Annotated in this window: 16 protein-coding genes and 3 pseudogenes; 11 read left to right on the top strand and 8 right to left on the bottom strand. The window is 66.8% G+C overall.

All coding sequences use genetic code 11. The annotated features are described in order from the left end of the window. Positions 1–10 precede the first annotated feature (10 nt). The 4 genes and pseudogenes from DEJ50_RS35075 to DEJ50_RS33525 form a co-directional block, all read right to left on the bottom strand. A pseudogene (locus DEJ50_RS35075) lies at positions 11–280 on the bottom strand (ATP-binding protein); the annotation flags it as partial. A gap of 143 nt (positions 281–423) precedes the next feature. Beyond that, positions 424–570: pseudogene (locus tag DEJ50_RS33515) on the bottom strand (IS5/IS1182 family transposase); the annotation flags it as partial. 107 nt (positions 571–677) lie between these two features. Then, entirely contained in the window at positions 678–2,459 is a 1,782-nt protein-coding gene (locus tag DEJ50_RS33520) for a reverse transcriptase/maturase family protein (protein ID WP_190344852.1), read from the bottom strand. 539 nt (positions 2,460–2,998) lie between these two features. After that, positions 2,999–3,680: pseudogene (locus DEJ50_RS33525) on the bottom strand (IS5 family transposase); the annotation flags it as partial. Positions 3,681–3,911: 231 nt separating this feature from the next. Between DEJ50_RS33525 and DEJ50_RS33530 the strand changes: the two are divergent. Next, entirely contained in the window at positions 3,912–4,484 is a 573-nt protein-coding gene (locus tag DEJ50_RS33530) for a hypothetical protein (protein WP_150211745.1), read from the top strand. 587 nt (positions 4,485–5,071) lie between these two features. Then, complete coding sequence (locus DEJ50_RS33535; RefSeq protein ID WP_150211746.1) at positions 5,072–5,326, top strand: hypothetical protein; 255 nt, start codon at positions 5,072–5,074, stop codon at positions 5,324–5,326. A gap of 363 nt (positions 5,327–5,689) precedes the next feature. On the opposite strand, the gene DEJ50_RS33540 is transcribed toward DEJ50_RS33535, so the two are convergent. Beyond that, complete coding sequence (locus DEJ50_RS33540) at positions 5,690–6,004, bottom strand: hypothetical protein (protein ID WP_190344855.1); 315 nt, start codon at positions 6,002–6,004, stop codon at positions 5,690–5,692. Continuing rightward, positions 6,001–7,716 (bottom strand): hypothetical protein, encoded by a 1,716-nt coding sequence (locus tag DEJ50_RS33545; RefSeq protein WP_150211748.1) that lies wholly within the window; start codon positions 7,714–7,716, stop codon positions 6,001–6,003. Before DEJ50_RS33545 ends, DEJ50_RS33540 begins: the two co-directional genes overlap by 4 nt. A gap of 1,739 nt (positions 7,717–9,455) precedes the next feature. Between DEJ50_RS33545 and DEJ50_RS35500 the strand changes: the two genes are divergently transcribed. The 5 genes from DEJ50_RS35500 (at position 9,456) to DEJ50_RS33560 (ending at position 12,516) form a co-directional block, all read left to right on the top strand. Then, positions 9,456–10,091, top strand: coding sequence for a site-specific integrase (locus DEJ50_RS35500; RefSeq protein WP_317852580.1), 636 nt, complete (start codon positions 9,456–9,458; stop codon positions 10,089–10,091). A gap of 45 nt (positions 10,092–10,136) precedes the next feature. Continuing rightward, a complete protein-coding gene (locus tag DEJ50_RS34230) occupies positions 10,137–10,358 on the top strand; it encodes a hypothetical protein (protein WP_190344857.1) in 222 nt (73 codons plus the stop codon). 74 nt (positions 10,359–10,432) lie between these two features. After that, complete coding sequence (locus tag DEJ50_RS34235; protein WP_190344859.1) at positions 10,433–10,738, top strand: hypothetical protein; 306 nt, start codon at positions 10,433–10,435, stop codon at positions 10,736–10,738. Between the two features lie 364 nt (positions 10,739–11,102). Next, on the top strand, positions 11,103–11,288 hold the full coding sequence (locus DEJ50_RS34240) for a recombinase (RefSeq protein WP_223838052.1): 186 nt from the start codon (positions 11,103–11,105) through the stop codon (positions 11,286–11,288). Positions 11,289–11,415: 127 nt separating this feature from the next. Beyond that, positions 11,416–12,516, top strand: a complete 1,101-nt coding sequence (locus DEJ50_RS33560) for a hypothetical protein (protein ID WP_150211749.1) — start codon at positions 11,416–11,418, stop codon at positions 12,514–12,516. 388 nt (positions 12,517–12,904) lie between these two features. Here DEJ50_RS33560 and DEJ50_RS33565 read toward each other — a convergent pair whose 3' ends face one another. Then, the gene (locus DEJ50_RS33565) at positions 12,905–13,738 is read right to left on the bottom strand and encodes a barstar family protein (protein ID WP_223838053.1); all 834 of its coding nucleotides are present in this window, start codon (positions 13,736–13,738) and stop codon (positions 12,905–12,907) included. A gap of 152 nt (positions 13,739–13,890) precedes the next feature. Here DEJ50_RS33565 and DEJ50_RS33570 point away from each other — a divergent pair, with 152 nt between their 5' ends. After that, complete coding sequence (locus DEJ50_RS33570) at positions 13,891–14,337, top strand: phosphoadenosine phosphosulfate reductase family protein (RefSeq protein ID WP_150211750.1); 447 nt, start codon at positions 13,891–13,893, stop codon at positions 14,335–14,337. Positions 14,338–14,557: 220 nt separating this feature from the next. On the opposite strand, the gene DEJ50_RS33575 is transcribed toward DEJ50_RS33570, so the two are convergent. Next, positions 14,558–15,952, bottom strand: coding sequence for a sporulation protein (locus DEJ50_RS33575; RefSeq protein WP_150211751.1), 1,395 nt, complete (start codon positions 15,950–15,952; stop codon positions 14,558–14,560). Between the two features lie 189 nt (positions 15,953–16,141). Between DEJ50_RS33575 and DEJ50_RS33580 the strand changes: the two genes are divergently transcribed. From DEJ50_RS33580 to DEJ50_RS33590, 3 genes are read left to right on the top strand one after another with little or no spacing between them, the layout of a single operon-like run. After that, positions 16,142–16,870: a hypothetical protein gene (locus DEJ50_RS33580; RefSeq protein WP_150211752.1), complete on the top strand. Its 729-nt coding sequence runs from the start codon at positions 16,142–16,144 to the stop codon at positions 16,868–16,870. A 5-nt stretch (positions 16,871–16,875) separates the two neighbouring features. Continuing rightward, complete coding sequence (locus DEJ50_RS33585) at positions 16,876–18,198, top strand: UDP-N-acetylglucosamine 1-carboxyvinyltransferase (protein ID WP_150211753.1); 1,323 nt, start codon at positions 16,876–16,878, stop codon at positions 18,196–18,198. After that, on the top strand, positions 18,195–19,226 hold the full coding sequence (locus DEJ50_RS33590) for a serine hydrolase domain-containing protein (protein WP_223838054.1): 1,032 nt from the start codon (positions 18,195–18,197) through the stop codon (positions 19,224–19,226). The genes DEJ50_RS33585 and DEJ50_RS33590 overlap by 4 nt, the downstream gene beginning before the upstream one ends. Positions 19,227–19,237 lie beyond the last annotated feature (11 nt).

Genomic DNA, 19,237 nt, shown 5'->3' on the forward strand with positions numbered 1-19,237 from the left:
GCAACCCAGGCGAGGTCTTCTTCATCCATTGGGCCTCGTCGCAGACGAGGATGCGGAATTCCTCGGCGAGGGCGTCTTTGAGGAGGTTGTCGAATTCGATGGGCCTGTTGGGCGGTTCGCCGGGCAGGCCGAGGGCTTCGAACAGGCCGTGGCGGATGTCGCGCGGGGTGGGGCCGGCCCGTAGCTTGAGGCGGTAGGTGTTCTCGGGTGCAAGGTGGCGCAGTGCGGAGTTGATCGACATGGTCTTGCCGGAGCCTGCGGGGCCGTAGACGCACATCATGGCTTTGGCTTCGATGACGGCCTCGACGTTGTCCCTCGTGGTGAGCAGGGCTTCGGTGCCGACTAGCTGGGCGTGTTCGAGGCCGAGGAAGTGGTCGTCGGTCTCAGAGGGCGTTTGAAGTAGGCGGATTGCCCTTTGATGCCCTAGTACGTCCCTCGCCAGGTGGGTGTGGTTTCGTCTGTTATGCGCTTGGCGAGGTTGTCGATCGAGGCGATGTGGATCATGGCTTCGGAGCTGGTGGTGAGGGTCTCGTAGTCGCGGGCGAGGCGGCGGTGCGTCATGATCCAGCCGGTTGGGTCGGCCGCGCGGCGAGGTGTCTGCCAAGGCAGGTCCTTTTCCGCGCGGCCTCCCGCCGAACCGGACGTGATGGTTTCCCGATCATCCGGCTCTCCAGTGATCACCGCGTGAGTGATTCAGCCGATCGTGCGACACGGATGCGATCGTGACAGCTGACACAGGCCACAACTGTCTTGCGGCGCCGGTCGAGCATGACGCGTGCCCAGTCGGACGGCGGCCATCCGGAACGCGCGAGATCGGCGAGTGCACGAATGTGATGTACCTCGACATCGCCGGTGCTTCCGCAGATCTCGCAGGTATCCGCAAGGAGCCTTGTGATCAGCTCTTTTTGCGGATAGTCCACCCAGACGGCGCGGCGGTCGACCACCTTCGCCGATCGCTGCTGCTGGAGTGGAATCCCACCGAACCTTGCCACCAGTGGTTTCCTGTTCTTCCGTTCGATGCGGGCCTCGAAACAGACTCGGGGCCCGTTGGTGGTGTCGATTCTGGCCTTGTGCTTGGCTGCCATTTTCGACACCGTCGAGCGGTGCTTGGCCGCGAGGGTCTTGAGCATGGAGGTCTCCATGACCCATTGCATGCGGTGCAGCCGGAAGACGTCTCCGGCAAGAAAGTAGTACTGAACAATGCCCCGGTAGACCGCTCCGTAGGTCGCAACGATCGCATGGTCGCCGCTGTTGATCAGAGCGTTTCTTCTCGCGGGCTTTCCGCGGAAGAGGTATGGGGCACATTTGGCTTTGATCACGTCTCGTGGGACACGTAGTGCGATCTGACCGTTGACACGCCGGTAACGGCCCGTCTTCTTCGTGTCGTTGTGCTGAGTCGTGATCTCGTAGCCGAGGAACCTCGCGGCCCCGGTGCGGGCATGGGTGATCAGCGTCTTGTCCTGGGAGAGTTCCAGCTTGAGTTCGTCGCGCAGGAACTCCGCCAGGCGGTGCTTGATCTGCTCGGCCTCGGCTTTGGGTCCGGTGAATCCGAGGAGGTGGTCGTCCGCGTAGCGGATATAGCGCAGCCTCCGGTATCCCGGATCATTCGGATCCGAGCTCGGCAGACTGACCATCTGCTGACGGAGTGTCCGGGATTCAGCCCGGTCACCGCGCCGGCGGGCTTTCGCCAGGAGATTCTGCAACTCCAGATAGGCGGGGTTGCGGGCCCGGCGGTCTCCCCGGGTGTATTCCGGTATCAGAACAGTTTCGACGAACTCGTCCAACTTGTGCAGGTAGATGTTGGACAGGACCGGGGAAGCCACTCCGCCTTGCGGCGCTCCGGAGAGTGTGGCGCCCCACTTCCAGTCCTCCAGGTATCCGGCCGTCAGCATGTTGTGCACCAGCCGTAGAAACCGCTGGTCACGGATCTTCTCGCCGAGGATCGACAGCAGGACTTGGTGGTCCAGGCTGCCGAAGCAGTCGGCGATGTCGCCCTCGATGAACCAGGACGTCCCGGTCCACGTGTGGGCCACCTCCCGCAAAGCGGTGTGGCAGCCCCGACGGGGGCGGAATCCATGAGATCGGTCGGAGAATGTCGGATCGTAGTACGCCTCCAATAAGAGACGGACCACTTCACCGACGAGTTTGTCCGACCAGGTCGGAAGTCCCAGCGGGCGTGTCTTCCCGTTCTTCTTCGGGATTAGAACTCGCCGGACCGGACGGAAGCGGTATCGCTCGTGACGTACCGCTTCGATGATCCGGCTGATCTTCCGCTGTGACATACCGTCCACGGTTTCCGGTGTGACCCCGGGTGTCATTGCGTCGTGGTTGGCGTAGATGCGCCCGTAGGCCATTAGATACAACTGCGGGTTGAACAGCTGTCGATACAGTTCGTTGCACGGCAGGCCGCGCCTGCCGCGTTCACGCAGGACACCCAGCACCGTTTTGGCACTCTGCATTTCGCATACCTCCCAGGTCTCGGTGTCCGAATCACCTGGCCCCCTTCGCCCTACGGACGGCTTTCCCGCCCCTCCCTGGCCGGTCGTGACTCCGGCGACTACTACGGGGCCTCCGTCGCCATAGGATTCGCATCCCGTAGGCGATCCCACGTTCGTCCCTGTCTGTACGTTCTAGCGCGACTTAGGCGCCCCACTCATCTCCTTGAATGTCCTCGTTGGACATCGCCCCGAACTCCGGAGGTGCACTGACCAACACTATCGATGCCAGTGCAGAGTCGGCGCCGGTTTCAGTTGTCTTTCCGGCGGATGGGAACTTGCATCTTCTGGAGATTGGGCTTCAAACAATCCAGTCTTCGCCATATCGCGCGGGCCGCCCAGCACACCGTCCCTGACAACTGGACCCGGTTACTGGTTTTCTGACATGCTCTTGTCCCCTTCGCCTTTCGGGCCCAGGTAAGTCATTCGGCCCAAGAACCTCCTTCCGAGTTCCTCCCGGCTGAACCGGGGATACAAACAGAGCGCCTCGTGGCGCACAAGGCGCGCTCGACTACCCATCGGTAGACGCCCAGGCCGCTGCCGTGGGGTGTGCCGCGTCGGGCGATGACGGGGAGGATCCGGCGGGCCCGGACCGGGTCGCGGTAGACGTCGTGGTCGTAGCCTCGGTCGGCGAAGACCGACTGGGGCTTGCGGCGGGGCCGTCCGGGCCTGCCGCGGACGGGCGGGACGGCGTCGAGCAGGGGCATGAGCTGGGTGACGTCGTTGCGGTTGCCGCCGGTGAGGATGACCGCGAGCGGGGTGCCGTGGCCGTCGGTGATCAGGTGGTGCTTGGAGCCGGCCCGTCCCCGGTCGACTGGCGACGGGCCCGTCTGGAGCCCCCTTTTAACGCCCTGACATGGCTGGAGTCGACGACCGCCCGCGACCAGTCGAGGCGGGCGGCGGCGTTCAGCTCAGCCAGCAGCACCTCGTGCAGCCGCTGCCAGACTCCGGCCTCGTTCCAGTCCCGCAGTCGTCGCCAGCACGTCATACGGACCCGAAGCCGAGCTCCTGGGGTAGGTGTTCCCACTGGATGCCGGTGTGCAGCACGAACAGAATCCCGCACAGCGCCTGCCGGTCCGGGACCGGCTTGCGGCCCGGGTACCTGAACCGCCTCTCTCGCTCTGGCAGGAGCGGCTCGATCCGCTCCCACACGTCATCCGACACGATCCACGGTGAAGCCCCCATGGCCCGGACAACGCTGAACTCGCCCACCGGACACGGTCACCAGGGCCGATCCACCTCATTGTGTTAGGCGTTCTAAAGCATTCGGTGGAGAGCTGAACGAACCGCTTTTGAAGAGATCGAGACGGCCGCACCACTAGCAAAGAGGCGTGCGGGCGCGCGGGGCGCCGTTCGGTTGGATGATGTCAGGGATACAGCAGATACAGAGAGGCTGACGTGGTTATGGATTTGGACATGGGTACCGTCCCTGCTTGGGTCGCCACGGGATCTGCTGTGATGGCTGCTGTGTCCTATAGGCGCAGTGTAAAAGACAAGGAGCAGGAGCAGGCGAGCAAGATCGCCGCATGGGTTGTGCGTAGTCAGGAGAAGGACTCGATTGCCCATCTTCTAGTGAGTAATTCCAGTGATGCTTCTGTCTACCATTTGGAGGTCGTTTCCTCGACGTCAGGAAAACCTCTCTGTCCCACCATCGTTGAGGTGCCAGCCATGTCAGCCACTCAGCATGCCCTCGCTTCCCCAGAGGAGGTCAAACTCCATGAGGGGGCCGTGCAAGTCGCTAGATTCGTCACAGGGATGGTGATCGGGTGGCCCGGAGGTATTCACCTAGCCGGGATTTCAGATCGGCCTGATAGGGGCGAGCAATTATTCTTCGACTTCCCGTCCAAAGCTACGTTCAGGGACGCGCTGGGTAGGTGGTGGGTCAAGACAGACAAGGGGAAACTCAGGCGAATGAAGCCCACTTTTAAGGAAAGGGTAGCGTTGTGGACTAGCCGGTATATTCAAAGGAAGGTGTCGAAGGTCAAGTGAGGCAACCTCATCATGCGAGACAAAGGCCAGTTGGAATGAATCGAGGCTGGGTGAGATCGATGAAAACCGATGCGGCGTACGTTCCGGTTCCGGCTCGATGGCCCGCACCTGGTCCTGGCCGACGACGCCGAGGGGGAAGATGTGCTGTCCGGCTGGTTACCGATGCGGACGCCGACGAGCTGGCCGCCTTGGCCGCGGGGGAGCTCGGCGCCTCGTTGGGCCGGCTGACTGCGCCGGGCACGGATCCGCTGGCGGTGCTGGGGGAGGTGCGGGTGATCGAGCGGTTCCGGTCGGGGTCGGGTGGCCTGAGGGTGACGCTGGCGTGGCCGGCTGGCCTGCGGGGCACCGCCGTGGAGGGGCCGGCGGGTGGGGTGGTTCGGCACGGGGTGCCGTCGGCTGGCTCGGGGCAGGAGTGCGTGTGCCGCCGGTATGCCCGCGGGGGCCTGGATCCGGTGTCCTGGTGCGCCGAACACGGGGACGCAGCCGGGCCCGGTGATGGAGTGGCACCCCGGCGGAGGAGTGAGGTGTACGGACCTGGTTCGCAGCCGTACCGGCGCCGCAGAGATCGCGCCCGCTGGTGGGGCCCTGTGACCTGGGAGTGGGGCCACTACCGGGACCTGGACGCCTACTTCGGGCCCGCGGTCGGGCAGGCATTGCAGCGGGCCCACCGCGCAGGCGTCAGCTACCTCACTGCCGCCTACCTCCGGGCCAAGGCCGGGCAGGTCCGGTTCCGGTTCACCGTCATCAACACCGTGGACCGGTACATCGTCCACACCGCCGAGTACCCGTCCACCAATTTCGACCCCCGACAGGCATCAATCCGGCTGCAATTGGAGGGATAAGGAACGGTTCTATGGGAGGAATGTGAAGCGAATTGCTGGACCGCTGTCGCTGATGGGGAGAGCAGTTGCGGTATCTGATGCTTGGTGAGCTGGGGCGTTGCAGGTTGATTGAGAACGGCTTTTGCGACGTCAGTCGGGGCCTGGCCTGGGATTGTTGCAGGTTGGTTGAGAACCGAGCTGGTGTTGCAGATGGCGTTGACGTCTAATGGGCCGAGTGTCATTTCGCGCCCTTCTGGGTGTTTGTGCAGGTCAGCTCCGTGATCGGACGGGTCGGTCTGCAGGTTCGGGGATCGGCGTGCGGAGCGTCGTTGGTTCTTCCGCTGCCGTGTACGCGGGCAAGGCATCTGCGATGTTGGCCGTCCGTTAGTCGAAGTACGGGGAACGGTTCTCCAACCAGCCGATTGCGTGCAGGTCGCGTGCGAGCCAGGTGTAGGCGAGGTTCGTGGCCTGCCGTTCATCGTGCATGCTGATCGCTTGCTGGCTGACTTCGGGGACCTGAAATGCCGCTGATGTGCCATCAGTCTGGTTCATCCACTGCCTGGGTGGTACGTCAGGTTCTTCAATTAGGTTGAGGTGCACCACGGGCTTGTCGGATTCACGCGCCGTGCTGTCGGTGCGGAGCGTGTACTCCATGATCGGTGGGAGATCGCCGCTCTCGTCCGGGCTTGGCGTGATCACGAGGCCATCGGCGCGGGCTGGCATGATGCTGTAGAGGGCAGTGCGTGCCCGAACCGGGGGAAATTCGCTTCTACGAGTTGCTGATAGCCGATGAGCGCATTCTGCAGGACGGTGGTTGTGATGGACCAGGTCAGCTCAGGCGAGTAGGCCTGCCAGACGAATCGAGCCCCCGTCCTCTGATCCGCCGGTGGGTACGGAGCGGCAAGGGTCTCGTCGTGAATTTGCTGGAGTTCGGTGTGGAGCCAGCGGATGTCGCCGGAGTCGATGGTGTTGCCGGCTGCCTGCCAGGTACACCACTGGCTGTTCTCCACTTGCTTCATCATTGTCTGCACCTCCAGCCGGAGGTGACGGACAGGAATCGGAGCGCCGTGTGGCAGTCGGTGGCTGGAGAGAATGTGACGAGCGAGGAACCGGATCCGCTCGGCCGCGAGCGGGGATCCGGATGGCACGGGCAGAACCCTCCGCTGGATGCGAAGGGACAGGGCTTTACGCAGTCGATTGCGTGCCCAGATCCATCTCGAGAGGTCGTCCTTAGGCAGGGTGAAGCCTTCGATGCTGTGAAACTCTGACAGCATGCCAGCCCCGAGCTGAAGGTCAGGACGTGCCACGAGGTCTGCGTTGTGCATGCCTTCGCGACCGACGGCAAGCAACATGAAGTCGCCTTCGAGCCGGACACTCCACGGTTCCAGCACGCCTGTGTGTTGACGCGTCAACTGGGATGGCAAATTGCCGAGACCGTCGGTCCAGGCTTGCATAGCGTCCCTGAGCCACCAGCCTGCTGTCAGTGCTGGTTCCTCGCCGGCGTTGTGGTGGTTGATGGCTACCTGGCTGGTCCGCTTACCGGATGTGGATACCTCATCGAGTACCCACGACGCTGCGGCTGGGTTCGCTCGTACGAGACGCGACATGAACTCCACCGTCTTGTCCGCAGCAGCAGTGTCGATCGCGAAGGCGATCGCGTAGCGCCAGCGGGGGAAGCTCTCAGGGCCTGCTGCCTCTTCAAGGCGGGTGATGCCATCTTGGAGTGCCTGCGCGCCGAAGTGCTGCTCGAACAGGGGTAGAGCGAATCGCAGCTGGCCATCCTCGCGGACAACCAGCCCTGTCTCCTCCAACTCCCAGACTTTCTGGTCCCGCCCGAATGAGGAGGCCCGGACTGGTCCGGCTGAATCCATGACCAGGGCGGCGAGTCGTACCAGGCCGCCCCACACCTCGTCCTTGACTGGCCGCCGCTGCTGTCGAAGAACGGAGCTCGCCAGACCAGCGAGCAATTCCTGCGTAGACACATTTGCGTCACCGCCTGCACGTAGTCGGCTTGCCAACGCGTGGACCAGGAGGGGACTCGTAAGGAGCTGTCGGGCTTCGTGTTCCTTGACTGCATGGAAGACCGGCTCGCCCACGATGATGCGGAGCAACTCCATACCGCGCTGAAGGGGCCATGGGGCGACCTCGATACGCTCGCGCTCGTTCACCTCACCCGCCCCCGGCCGAGTCGTTGCGAGAACACTGAGGCGAGGCCATGTCAGAACAAGCCGCCTTGCCTGGGCCAGCACCTCATGGGCATCCCACGGACTCAACCGATCCAGATCATCAATGACGATCCGGCATTCCTGCTCCAGGTCCCCGCTCAGGACCGCTTCCAGCTGACGCTGCTTCAGGTCCCGCGCCTCCAGCCACACCGGTACCGCCACAGTCGCGTCCGTCTGTGCCCGCATCAACCCCGCATTCCACCAATGCTAGGCTTCCTCGCTCTTGCCTGCGCCCATGGGCGCCACCAGAACCCGCACGCTGCCGAACGGAACTTCCACGAATGCCTGCGCCTGAGTATGGAGCCATTCGAGAACATCGTCCCGCCGATCCGATGGCGTACTGCTCAAGCGAGTAAGCCTTCGTGCGAGGGATCGCCGAGCCGCGAGCCCCAGCGTCTTCTCTCGCTCCGTACCCGTCGTTGCTTCGTGACCATCTGCAGTTGGCGGACGGTCCGCGGGTGAGGCGAGCAACTGGCTGCTTGTCGCCGGTGACGGCTGGGCCTTCTCCAGTAGGTTCCGCCAGGACCGCTCGTTCGTCTTTTCCCCAGCCCAGTCACTCCAGACGCGAACCAGGGCGAGGAGGTGTTCGCTACTGCCGGGGCTGGGTATCGTCGCGCGCGCCGGTGGAGCGGCAAGCCAGCTGCTGATCGCTTGGAACCTGACGGCGACTGCGTACGGCGTCCGCACCGTCTCTCGCGCGGCCTCCCGCCTGGAACACGGCAGCCCCGCAGCCTTCCGGGCACGCTGTGCCCGCGTTTCGAGGGCACGCAGCTGCTCGTTCAGTTCCTGCGCCGGATCCGGCATCCGTGCTCCCGGTGGCTGTCCGTCGTGTCCGCACCGACTGCGGCGGACACCTCGTTGACCTGCGAGCCTAGAGGCCGTTTGTCCGGAGCGTCCTCCCTTTCGGACACCAGCCTTGTGTGGGCTGGAACCTCGGGTCAGCGCCCAGCAAGCGGAGCCGGGCAACGATCTCCAAGGGGGCGTCGGGATGAACCGGAACGATCGAATGAAGAGGCGCACGATGCGTCGTCTCGGCCGCGCGGCGTTGTTCGCTGCCGTACGCGGAGCCGGCGCGGCCGTCGGATCATCTGTGATCGCCACGCTGATCTGGTGGTTCGGGACCCGCTGACTGCAGCCCTCTGATGCGCGTGTCCTCGAGCCGGCGGAACGACCGTGTCGAGGACGGCTGCCGGTCCTGCCTGAATGGCCCGGAGCACTGGACACCGCCCGCGCACACGCCGAGCAGTACGGCGTAACGTTCGCGGTCCGCCGGAGCACCCGGTGGTCCTCCCTCTGGGACCGGATCCGCGCGCACAACAACTGGCCAGGCCACTTCGCCAGGTACTGCACAGTTATCTGCACCTCTTCTCCTCGTTGATCGCGGTGTCGGTCATCACGATCAAAGGAGAGGGAAGTGGATCTACGTCACGAACTGATGGAGGGTCGGGCCCAGCTGCCCCGCGCAGGTGCCGTGGTGGAAACCGGTGAGGCCCACCCTCCCTTCATCGCCATCGACGGCGTCGGACGCGAGGTGGAGCCGGTCACCGCGTACCTGCGCGACCTGGCGCTGAGTGACAGCAACCCGCTGACTGCCCGTAGCTACGCCTTCGGGATGCTGCGCTGGTTCCGGCTGCTGTGGCTGCTCGATGTGGCCTGGGAACGGGCGACCGAGGCGGAGACCGCCGTCCTGACCGGCTGGCTGCGTACGCGCCCCGAACCCGCAGCGTCGTCGGCGCAACTCGCAGTCGCCGCCGCCGGGAACGGTCAATCCGCGGACCGGGAAGCCGTACCTCGGCCCTGGGTACGCACCCACGACGATCAACCACGCACTGTCCGTGGTGAGCGGCTTCTACGCGTTCCACGCGCACTACGGACGCGGTCCGGTAGCGAACCCGGTGCCCGTCTCGCCACAGCGTCGCCGGGCCATGAGTCACCTGAGCCCGCTGGCGCCCAAGCCGGTGTTGGGCCGGGCCAGGCTGCGCCAGAAGGTCACCGGTCGGCCTCCGCGCTCCATCCCCGACCCGCTGTGGGACGAGCTGTTCGCCGCCATGGGCTGCGAGCGGGACCGAGCTCTGCTCGACTGCTACGTCTCCAGCGGCACCAGGGCGGAGGAGTTGCTCGGTGTCCGGACCGGCGACATCCACTGGGCCAAGCCGGGCCTCTACGTCATCACCAAGGGCACCCGAGAACGCGAGCTCGTGCCGATCTCGCCGGAGGCATGTGTCCGACTGGCCCGCTACATGGACAGCACCGGCACCCCAGAGGCTGGCGAGCCCGTCTGGCGGACCCGGCACGGTGAAGACCGGCCTCTGACCTACTGGGCGATGCGTCGGGTGGTGCAGCGGGCCCAGCAGAACCTGCGCACGAACTGGACGCTTCACGACCTGCGCCACACCGCGGCCCACCGGATGGCCAACGGCGGCAAGCTCACGTTGCCCGAGGTCCAGGCGGTGCTGCGCGCCATGCGAACATCCAGACCACCAGCCGCTACCTGGCGGTGCGGGTCGAGGAGATCTTCGACGCCTTGCTGGAGCACTACAACCAGCCGCGCCCCCGGATGAGTTACCCGACCGGATACGCCGCCGACGACATCGCGGCGGTGTTCGGTGCCTAAGACCGCCGCGAGCCCCACCACCGGCGTCAGCCGCCGCCACGGCCCGATCGCCGAGGGCCTGGACTACCCCAGCCGCTTCGTCGGCGGTCCGATGACAGCCGAGCCGGCCACCGCCGCTATGCCACCCCGCCCGTTCGGCGACCTGTCCCGCAGCAGTTCGCGGTCGATCGCGAAGCTGGTCGTCGACACCTGGGATGGAGGTACGTCTACGTGACAGCAGCGCGGCCAGTCCGCCGGGCTCCTCCTGGACTACTTGGCTGGATACCCCGGTCTGACCTGGCAGGAACGGTGGGACGCCAGCCCTGTCGGGCAGGAACGGCCGACGTCAACGACCTGGAGTGCCGCCGCAGCCCCAGCGTCAAACTCACCACCGGCCTGCGAGCCCTGATCTGCCTGCGCGTCATCCAGCCGTCCCTGGTGGCCTTCCGGCGCCACCACATGACCGGCTTCGCAGCCCACTTCATCGCCGCCCAGAGCGACCCGCTGCTGGACGAGTTCGCTAAGCAGGTCGAGGTGCACCAGCACACCTACGCGCACCGCACCGAGGCCCTGTTCGACCTGTGCGTTCTGCTCGCGGTGCAGGGGTCGCGCTGAGCGACGTCAAGGCGCCGGCGCTGCTGCACTTCGCGCAGCAGCGGCCTGCCGATCCACATCGGCGCAGCGCTGCTCGGGCACCTGAATGTCCAGACCACTCGTGGCTACGTCGCGGTGTTCGACGAAGACGTCATCCGCCACTACCAGGAGCACCTGGAACACCGGCGCCAGATCCGTCCCACGGACGAATACCGAGACACCACCTCGGACGAGTGGACCGAGTTCGAGGAGCACTTCGACCGTCGCAAGGTCGAGCTCGGCTCCTGCGGACGCCCTTACGGCACCCCCCCTGCCAGCACGAACACGCATGCATCCGCTGCCCAATGCTCCACGTCAACCCCAAGATGCTCGCCCGACTTCCGAGTTGGAAGCCGACCTTCTGCAACGCCGCGCACAAGCCGAAGTCGAGGGTTGGATCGGTGAGATCGAAGGCATCGACCTCACCCTCGCCTTCCTCTGTGCCAAGCGCGACGAGACCCAACGCCGAGCCCAGCGACCAACTCTGCACCTCGGCATCCCCGCCCGCCGCCGGCCGAAGGCGTCCGAATGACGTTCCACAGACCGATGACTGATCCAGAACCTCGAACGCCTCGGCGCTCCCCGGAATATGATCGAACGGAACTGCCGTCCATGCCCGGCTCGCGGGCCCTCGGCCGGTACGGCCTCGGCCTGCTCCCGTGGCCGGACAACCGCACCTATCGCATGCGAGCCTGAGCCAGTCCAGCCACGCCGCCACAACGAACGCATTCTATTTCGCGAAATCGACAGCAAGAGTCATGCAGGGGGAAATCGTGCCTACACTTCTCTATTACCCATTGGCTAAGCCGCCAGTGAATGTGATCCACGAAGCATTGCTGTACTGGGACGGCATCGCTTCGATGGTATCGGATAGGCAAGAAACGTATGAGCGCACGCTCGTGGGCACGCTGCAAGATCTCAAGGACCGGGGATTTTTCCACCCCATTAACCTCAAGCGCCATTACAGTCTGCTAGCCAACAGGGAAATCGATGCCTTTCCCGGGATGGTCGATCGGCTCCATGCACTCGGCCCCCACAGGGGGCGCCCCGTCTACCTCGACCATGGGGGAAAGGTGGGATTCGGTCTCGAAGAGGGGCTCATCGCACTTGGTGTGGCCCGACGTAGTCGATTCCTTGAGCGTCCCAATCTTGGATCCCTCGTCATTCCTGAGAAGGCGCTACTCATCCTGGCCAGCACCATGGCTCAGGAGGTGGCCCGCTCGACAACGAGTATCTCCTACACGCCCTATACCGATCAGGCCACGGCTGAGGAACTTTCGCTGAGGCCAGATTCACGGTCCGCTGTATCGGCTTGGCGCGTGGAACTTGGCCGCATGCTGCCCATGCCGGCACCAGGAACCGCAACCTCCGAGGTTCTGGCCTTCCGTGAAAAATACGCCGTCGAGCGAGAGCGCTTGATCAAGGCAACTCAGGCCATGCTCAGTGAGCTCAACCGGAACTGGGAACACCCGGCCGATGTTCTTCACCGCATGCGCAGCGAACTGACCCAGGCGCGCGAGGACTATCAGGGAGCTGTAAAGAGCACTCGCATGGCGTGGATCACCAGGTCCATCTCCGCCACGGTGGCGGTAAGCACTGCGGTAGTGGGAGCCCTGGCCGTCCCAGACCTAGCGTGGGCCGCCGGTATCGCCGGAAGCATCGGGTTTAATATTGCCACTCGCGAGGTTCGTCCCGTGATGCAGGAAAAGCAAGAGCATCCGTTCAGCTACCTCCGGCTCGTCGAGAAAGAACTGTCGTAGCAGCGGCTTCGTGGCCGAGTTGTTGGAGAGCGGGCATCGCTGAGCATCTGGGCGGACCGGAGGTCCGTATCTCGCGCGGACTGCGGCGCCGGGCCCTGCGGCGCACACTGCCTAGGTGCACCGGGCACTGCATGCGGCGCGGCCTGATCCAGTACCTCGAACGCCTCGGCGTGGACGGAACGGTGGAACGGCGAAGCTCCTGGTAGACGGGTTCTCAACCAAGATCGCCCGCAGCCACCGAGCAAGGCCCGACGAGCAGAGCTGCCCGTTGCTGGACCAAGGAAGAAGCCGGCGCCACCGCGGTTCGGCCGAGGAAGACCGCTGAGCAGCACGCGTCAGGCAACCGCGTCCCTGAGCAGGCAGCTTTGGGGACGAGGGCATCGGCGGTCTACCGGAGGCTGACGCTCACGCCTCGTTCCTCGAAGATCTCCAGGAGCAGGTCGAACAGCGCAACCTGGCGATCGCCGCCAGCGGGCACGTGCTCTGCCAACCGCTCCCGAGCCTCGGCCGAGGCATCCCAGTGCAACGTGAATGGAGCAGTGGCGCCCCAACCGCCGCAAAGGCAGTCGTCCAGAGCGTCAAGGTTCCAGCCGAAGTATCCGCCAGGTCCGTTGATGGCCTCACCGATTGCACAGTAGAAGCTGTCTTCGTCGACGATGTGCCGGCCGTTCAAGGTGAACACGTGGCCTGCCGGGGCATCGAGGTTCCCCTGGCGTTGGTACCCCCGGGACCACAGCGCCACCGACAACCACGCATGTCTCTCTTCGGGTGCGAGTTCGCGCCACATGCCGGTGCGGTTCAGTTGACCCGTGCGGACCAGGTCCCACGCTCGTTCCGCTCCGGGCAGGGCGTTCTCGCACCACAGCGTCACCGTGAGGTCGACAAGGCCGGTTCCACGGGCGGAAGCCTTGGCGTCGACGACGGTGACCGCGTTGACGAAGTAAGACCCCATGGTGGCACCGTCGCCGTCGAGAAGGGCGAGCCAGGCGTTCCCTGCCATGGCGCGACGACTACCGACATGATCGACGCTCTTCAGTAGGCCACCCTGCGGGAGGCACCCTTCGAGGTGCACTCGGCGTGCGCCCTCCTCATCCGGCAGAGGCGTGAAGAGCCCCTCGGCCTCGTGAGCGAAGCCCCAGAAGTCGCTGTCGTCCTCGTCCGAGGTCAGTGCGTACTTCTGCCCCCCGCTGCCCTGCCCTGATGTTCGCATCGCACCCCCCATGAGAGCGCCGATCTTACCGACGTCCGACAACTCGCCGGGCAGTCGTCGGCGCTGCCCCACCCCTGACCCATCCCATCCATCTCGGAGGCCCGTTGACGAGCCACATAGCCCCGTTCACCCATGCGAGTGAAGTGCAGAGAAGCACCTCGGACATGAAGACGGTAGTCGGCCGCGACTTCGCAGACGAGACCGGCGCCGAGCTGCACCTCGCCCGCCCCTACCGTGCCGGTTACGCCATGGGGATGCGCGCCGAGGAATCCCCCGCACGCGCGAAGAAGCCCGTCATCGAGCTGCACCGCATGACCGGGAAGGGCTCGATCCGACAGGTGACGACGTGGCTCCCGATCCACCACCTCACCACCGACGAGGTGTGGCAGATCCACCGGGACCACGGCATCGCGCGCCACCCCGCCTACGACATGGGCATGCGACGCCTCAGCTGCCGTGCCTGTCCGCTCGCGAAGACTGAGGACTTGATCCGCTCGGCCCAGCTCAACCCCAGCCTCTTCGCCGAATACGCCGAGGCCGAGCAGGAAATGGGCAAGCCGTTCAAGAAGAGCATCAGCCTCAGGCAGATCATCGAGCGAGCCCGCAGCTAACCCAAGCCGGGATCTGCTGCTGCCCCTGCGCAGCAGATCCCGGACAACACCAGCCCACGGCGCGCGGGCCGCGCCGGCCCGTCGGTGAGCCACTACCTAGGGTGCGGAGGAAGCCCGTTGGCTCGCCGCGACGGCGCCGGTCGCAACTCCCGCCAGCGCGCTGTGCGCAGCCACCCGATCCAACCCGATGGGGCACCGTTCAGCGGTGCCCCATCGGCGTTCACGAGACGAGCGCGAGTTCGGTGCGGGCCCGGTGGAGGAACTCGGCGACGGGTCGTTCGCGGTGCCAGGGGGCGATGGTCGTGGTGATGTCGGCGACGTAGTCGCGGGCGCGGGCGGAGGCGACGCGGCCGAGGATGTCGATGGCCCGGTGCCCGACGGCAAGGCCTTGGTCGAGCTCGTGCTGCTGGAGGTGGGTGGTGGCCAGGACGGTCAGTCGCAGGCCGACCGAGCGGGCGAAGCTGTCCGGGTTCATTGCGTCGGCCTGGGCGTTCCACCGCCAGGCAGCGGCCGGGTTGCGCAGGTCGCGGTGGACCTCAACGGCGTCCGAGGCGAGGCGGGTGTGGGTGAAGTAGCGGATCCAGGCCGGCTCGTCGGCGTCCTGCTCTGCTGCTTCGAGGCAGCGCTCGGAAGTGGCCAGCGCGGCAGAGGCGGCCCGTGCGTCGTTCGCCTTGGCGTGAGCTCGGGCCTCGATGAGCTTCGCGAAGCCCAGGACCCGGTGGCCGGCCCGGCTGCGGGCGCGGTCGTAGGCGCCCTGGACCATGTCGATGGCCTCCTGGTGGTAGCCGCGCAGCAGCGCTTGGAGCGCCATGTTCGCCATGACGTGGCAGCCGATGTCCACCGCTCCGCCGGCCTTGGCCATCCGCAGCGCCTGGATGAAGTGCCGCTGCGCGATGTCATGGTGCCCGGTGTCGACCGCGCTCCACCCCGCGACCCGGGCGAGCTCGGCGGTGACCGCGAACAGACCCCGCCCGACCTGGTCGGTGTAGGAGCCGTGGAGCAGCGGGACGGCCCGCCGGGTGAGGCAGTGGGTCACCGAGGAAGCCCTCCACGTCCCGCCGCCGTACTTCGAATCCCACCGCTGCGCTTCGTCGGCGGCCTGCCACAGCTCCGCCAGATCCTGGTGGCCGACCCGGCCGCTGCCGTGGTGTCCGGCGCCGGGGTCGGCCGGAACGCCGAGCCAGCGGGTGACGGGGGTCGCGTACGCGCCGACGGCGAAGGCCTTGTTCAGGAAGGCGCGGCGGTCCAGGTGTTCCACGGTGCTCCAGAAGTGAACGGCATGCCGAACGGCTTCGGCGGTGTCCCGCGGGAAATCCAACCCGAGTCCCGCCGTGTTCTCGCGCACCGTGCGCATGCCGATCTCGGCGACGTCGACCGGTCGGCCGAGCCGTTCGCCCAGCGCACGCGCGATCAGGGAGGGCACCGGCGCCTTGGGAGCCATGCCGCGGCGGGTCCAGTTCACGACACTCGTATGGGTGTAGGCCACGTGCAGCCCGGCCTGCCCAGCCAGTTCGTTGACCCGGCGAGCCATCGCGTGGTGGCTCATGCCGCTGGACGCCAACAAGCGCTCCAATGCGAGGTTGGGCAGCTTGGCCCGGCGAGGGGTCGGAGCCATCACGGGCACCTCCTTCACGAGACCCGGCTACGGCGGAGCGTGCCCGAGCCGGGAGCAGCAGAGTAGGCCCGCATCACACGGGCCGTCGCCGGTTTGTGAGTTGTGAGCCCCCCTTGTGAGCCTGCCCAGTCCTAGGACAGCAGCGGTTTCCTGAAGGCATCCCACCGGCCATCTGGCACAGGAGCCGCCATGAGCCCCACCCTGCTCACCCCCGCCCGCGAGTCCGAGACCGTCGCCGACGAGCTCACCCCCGCCTACTACCTCCGCCACGACCAGCTCGGCGCGTACGTCACCAGCCTGCTGGGCCGCTGCACCACCGTCTTCGACATCAAGCCCACCTTGACCGCCGACCTCACCCACCCCGAGCGGCACGACCTGATGGGGGGCGGCGTGATCGAGGACGGCGCGCACGTCACCGGCACGGTCATCGTCCAGCCCGGCGCCCGTATCGAGGCCGGCGCCCGGGTCGTGGGCCCGGTCCTGGTCTGCGAGGGCGCGGTCATCGCCGCAGGCGCCTACGTCCGCGACCACGTCGTCATCGGCCCGCGCACCCAGGTCGGCTTCGGCGCCGAGATCACCCGCAGCCTCCTCGGCGCGGCCGTGTTCGCCAAGCACGCCTGCTTCATCGGCGACTCCGTCGTCGGCTCCGGCGTGAACTTCGGCGCCTTCTCCTCCACCACCGGACTGATCGCCAGCGACGGCCCGGTCACCGAACCGGCGGTCAAGGAGATCACCGTGACCCTCGGTGGCCGCAAGTACGGCACCGGGCAGACGAAGTTCGGCGCGGTCATCGGCGACGGCGTCACCCTCTCCGCCGGAACCGTCCTGTGCCCCGGAACCCTGATCGGCCCCGGCACCGTCATCTACCCCCGCACCCAGCTCGGCGGCTTCATGCCCGCCGGCTCCCGGGTCCGGTGACCACGATGACCACCACCCTCGCCACCCGGGCAGCCGACCACCAGCTCATCCAGATCACCGGCGGCCTGCGACTCGCCGGCCGGATCCGCGTCCAGGGCAGCAAGAACATCGCCCTCCACCTCTACGCCGCCACCGTCCTGGCCGACACCACCCTCGTCCTGCACCAGGCGCCCGCGATCCTCGACACCGGCGTCTGCGCGCAGATCCTCACCCACACCGGCACCCACACCCACGCCCCCGGCGACGGCACCTTCCACGTCGTACCCACCCCGCGCCTGCGGCCGGTCATCCACCACGGCCTCGGCGCCAAGGTCCGCACCACCGCGGTCCTGGCCGCCGCCGTCCTCGCCCGCGCCGGGCACGTGGACTTCCCCATCCCCGGCGGAGACGCCTTCTGCCCGCGCCTCATCGACCGCCACCTCGCCGCCATGGAAGCCGCCGGCGCCCAAGTCACGGTCGACGAGCACGGCCGCAGCATCCACGCCGCCCTCCCCGCGGGCCGCGCGCTGCGCCCGTTCCGGGTGGACGTCTCCACCCCCTACGGCCCCTCCCTCGGGGCGACGGTCAGCGCGCTGCTTTTGGCCGCCCGGATCCCCGGGGAGTCCCTGATCACGAGCCCGAGCATCGAGCCGGAGGTCACCGAGACCCTCCGATTCCTCGCCGAGCGCGGCGTACGGGCCGCCTGGGACGACGACGGCCTCCACGTCCACGGCGCCGACCGGATCGAGGGCGGCCACTTCACGATCGCCGGGGACCGTATCGAGGCCGCGACAATGATCATGGCCACGGCCGCCACCGGCGGCGTCATCGAACTCGACGGCATCACGCTTCCCGAACTCCCCGAGACCCAGCGTCAGGTCCTCGCCGACGCGGGCCTGATCCTCACCTCCCACGACGGCGGCATCCGGGCCACCGTCGCAACGGGCGGCCTGCGCGCGGTGCGGGCCCGCACCGGACCGCACCCCGGCCTGCCCACCGACAGCGCACCGCAACTCGCCGCCCTGCTCACCCAAGCAACCGGAACCAGTCACGTCTTCGAGGCCGTCTACCCCCAGCGCGACACCCACGTCGCACCCCTGCGCGCCTTCGGCGCCGACATCACCGCCGATGGGCAGGACATCCGCATCCGCGGCCTGGCCCGGCTGCGGGCGGCCAACGTGCAGGCGGCGGACATCCGGGCGGTGACCGCCCTGCTGATTGCCGCCCTCGCGGCAGACGGCACCTCTACGATCGGCGGCATGTACCACCTGGCGCGCGGCTACGGCCGCCTGCTGCCCAACCTGGCCGCGCTGGGTGCCGACATCACCACCACCGCCGCGGAGGCATGAACCCGATGACGCTCGTCCCGTTCACGTCCGACGACACCGCCCGCCTCACCGAAGCCCTCGACCAAACCGTCACCGACGGCGCCACCCCCGGCGGCGTCATCGCCCTCGGCACCCTCGGCGAGCCTCCGCGCTTCCTGAAGGCCGGCCGGATCGCCGACGAGCTCGGCGACACCGCCCCGGGCCCGGACACCGTCTACGACATCGCGTCCCTCACGAAGGTCGTCGCCACCTGGCCGCTCGTCTGCCAGGCCTTCGACGCCGAAGTCCTCGCCCGGACCGCCCCGGTCCGGGACTTCCTGCCCGCGATCGACGGCCCCGCGCCCAGCGGCGAGGCAACCATCGAGCAGCTCCTCACCCACACCGCCGGGCTCAAGGCCTCCACCCGCCTGGACCACTACCGCGGCACCCAGACGCCCCTGCACGAACTCCTGTGCCGCGAACCCCTTGAAGGCGAGCCCGGCACTCACCGGTACATCAACCGCGGCTACATCCTCCTGGGCCTGGCCCTCGCCCACGTCCACGGCCGTACGCTCGACGAACTCGGCCGAGCCCTGTGGGACGACCTCGGCATGACCAGCACCACGTACGGGCCTGTCGCCCGCGGTCCGCAGGTTGCCCCCACCGAGCGCCGCATCCCCGGAGCCCCCCGGATCTGGGGCACCGCGCACGACGACAACGCCGCCCTCCTCGGAGGCGTCGCCGGCCACGCGGGGACTTTCTCCACCGCCCGCGACCTCGCCCGCTACGCCGAGTACCTCATCGACCCCGCCAGCCGCCTCCACGGCTGGCTCCGCGCCTCCTCGCTCCCGTTCGCCCCGATCGAGCCCGGCCTCGACCGAGGCCTGTCCTGGATCGTCGCCCCCGGCGGCGTCGACTACCACCACGGATTCACCGGCACCAGCCTCTACCTCGCTCGCGGTACCGGCCGCTACCTCGCCGTCTGCACCAACGCGGTGTACTACGGCGAAGCCCGCAAGAAGATCGCCCCGCTGCGTGCCCTCGCCCTCAAGACCATCACCGCCACCTGACACCAGGGAGG

Source organism: Streptomyces venezuelae, assembly GCF_008642295.1.
Lineage (GTDB): Bacteria > Actinomycetota > Actinomycetes > Streptomycetales > Streptomycetaceae > Streptomyces > Streptomyces venezuelae_C.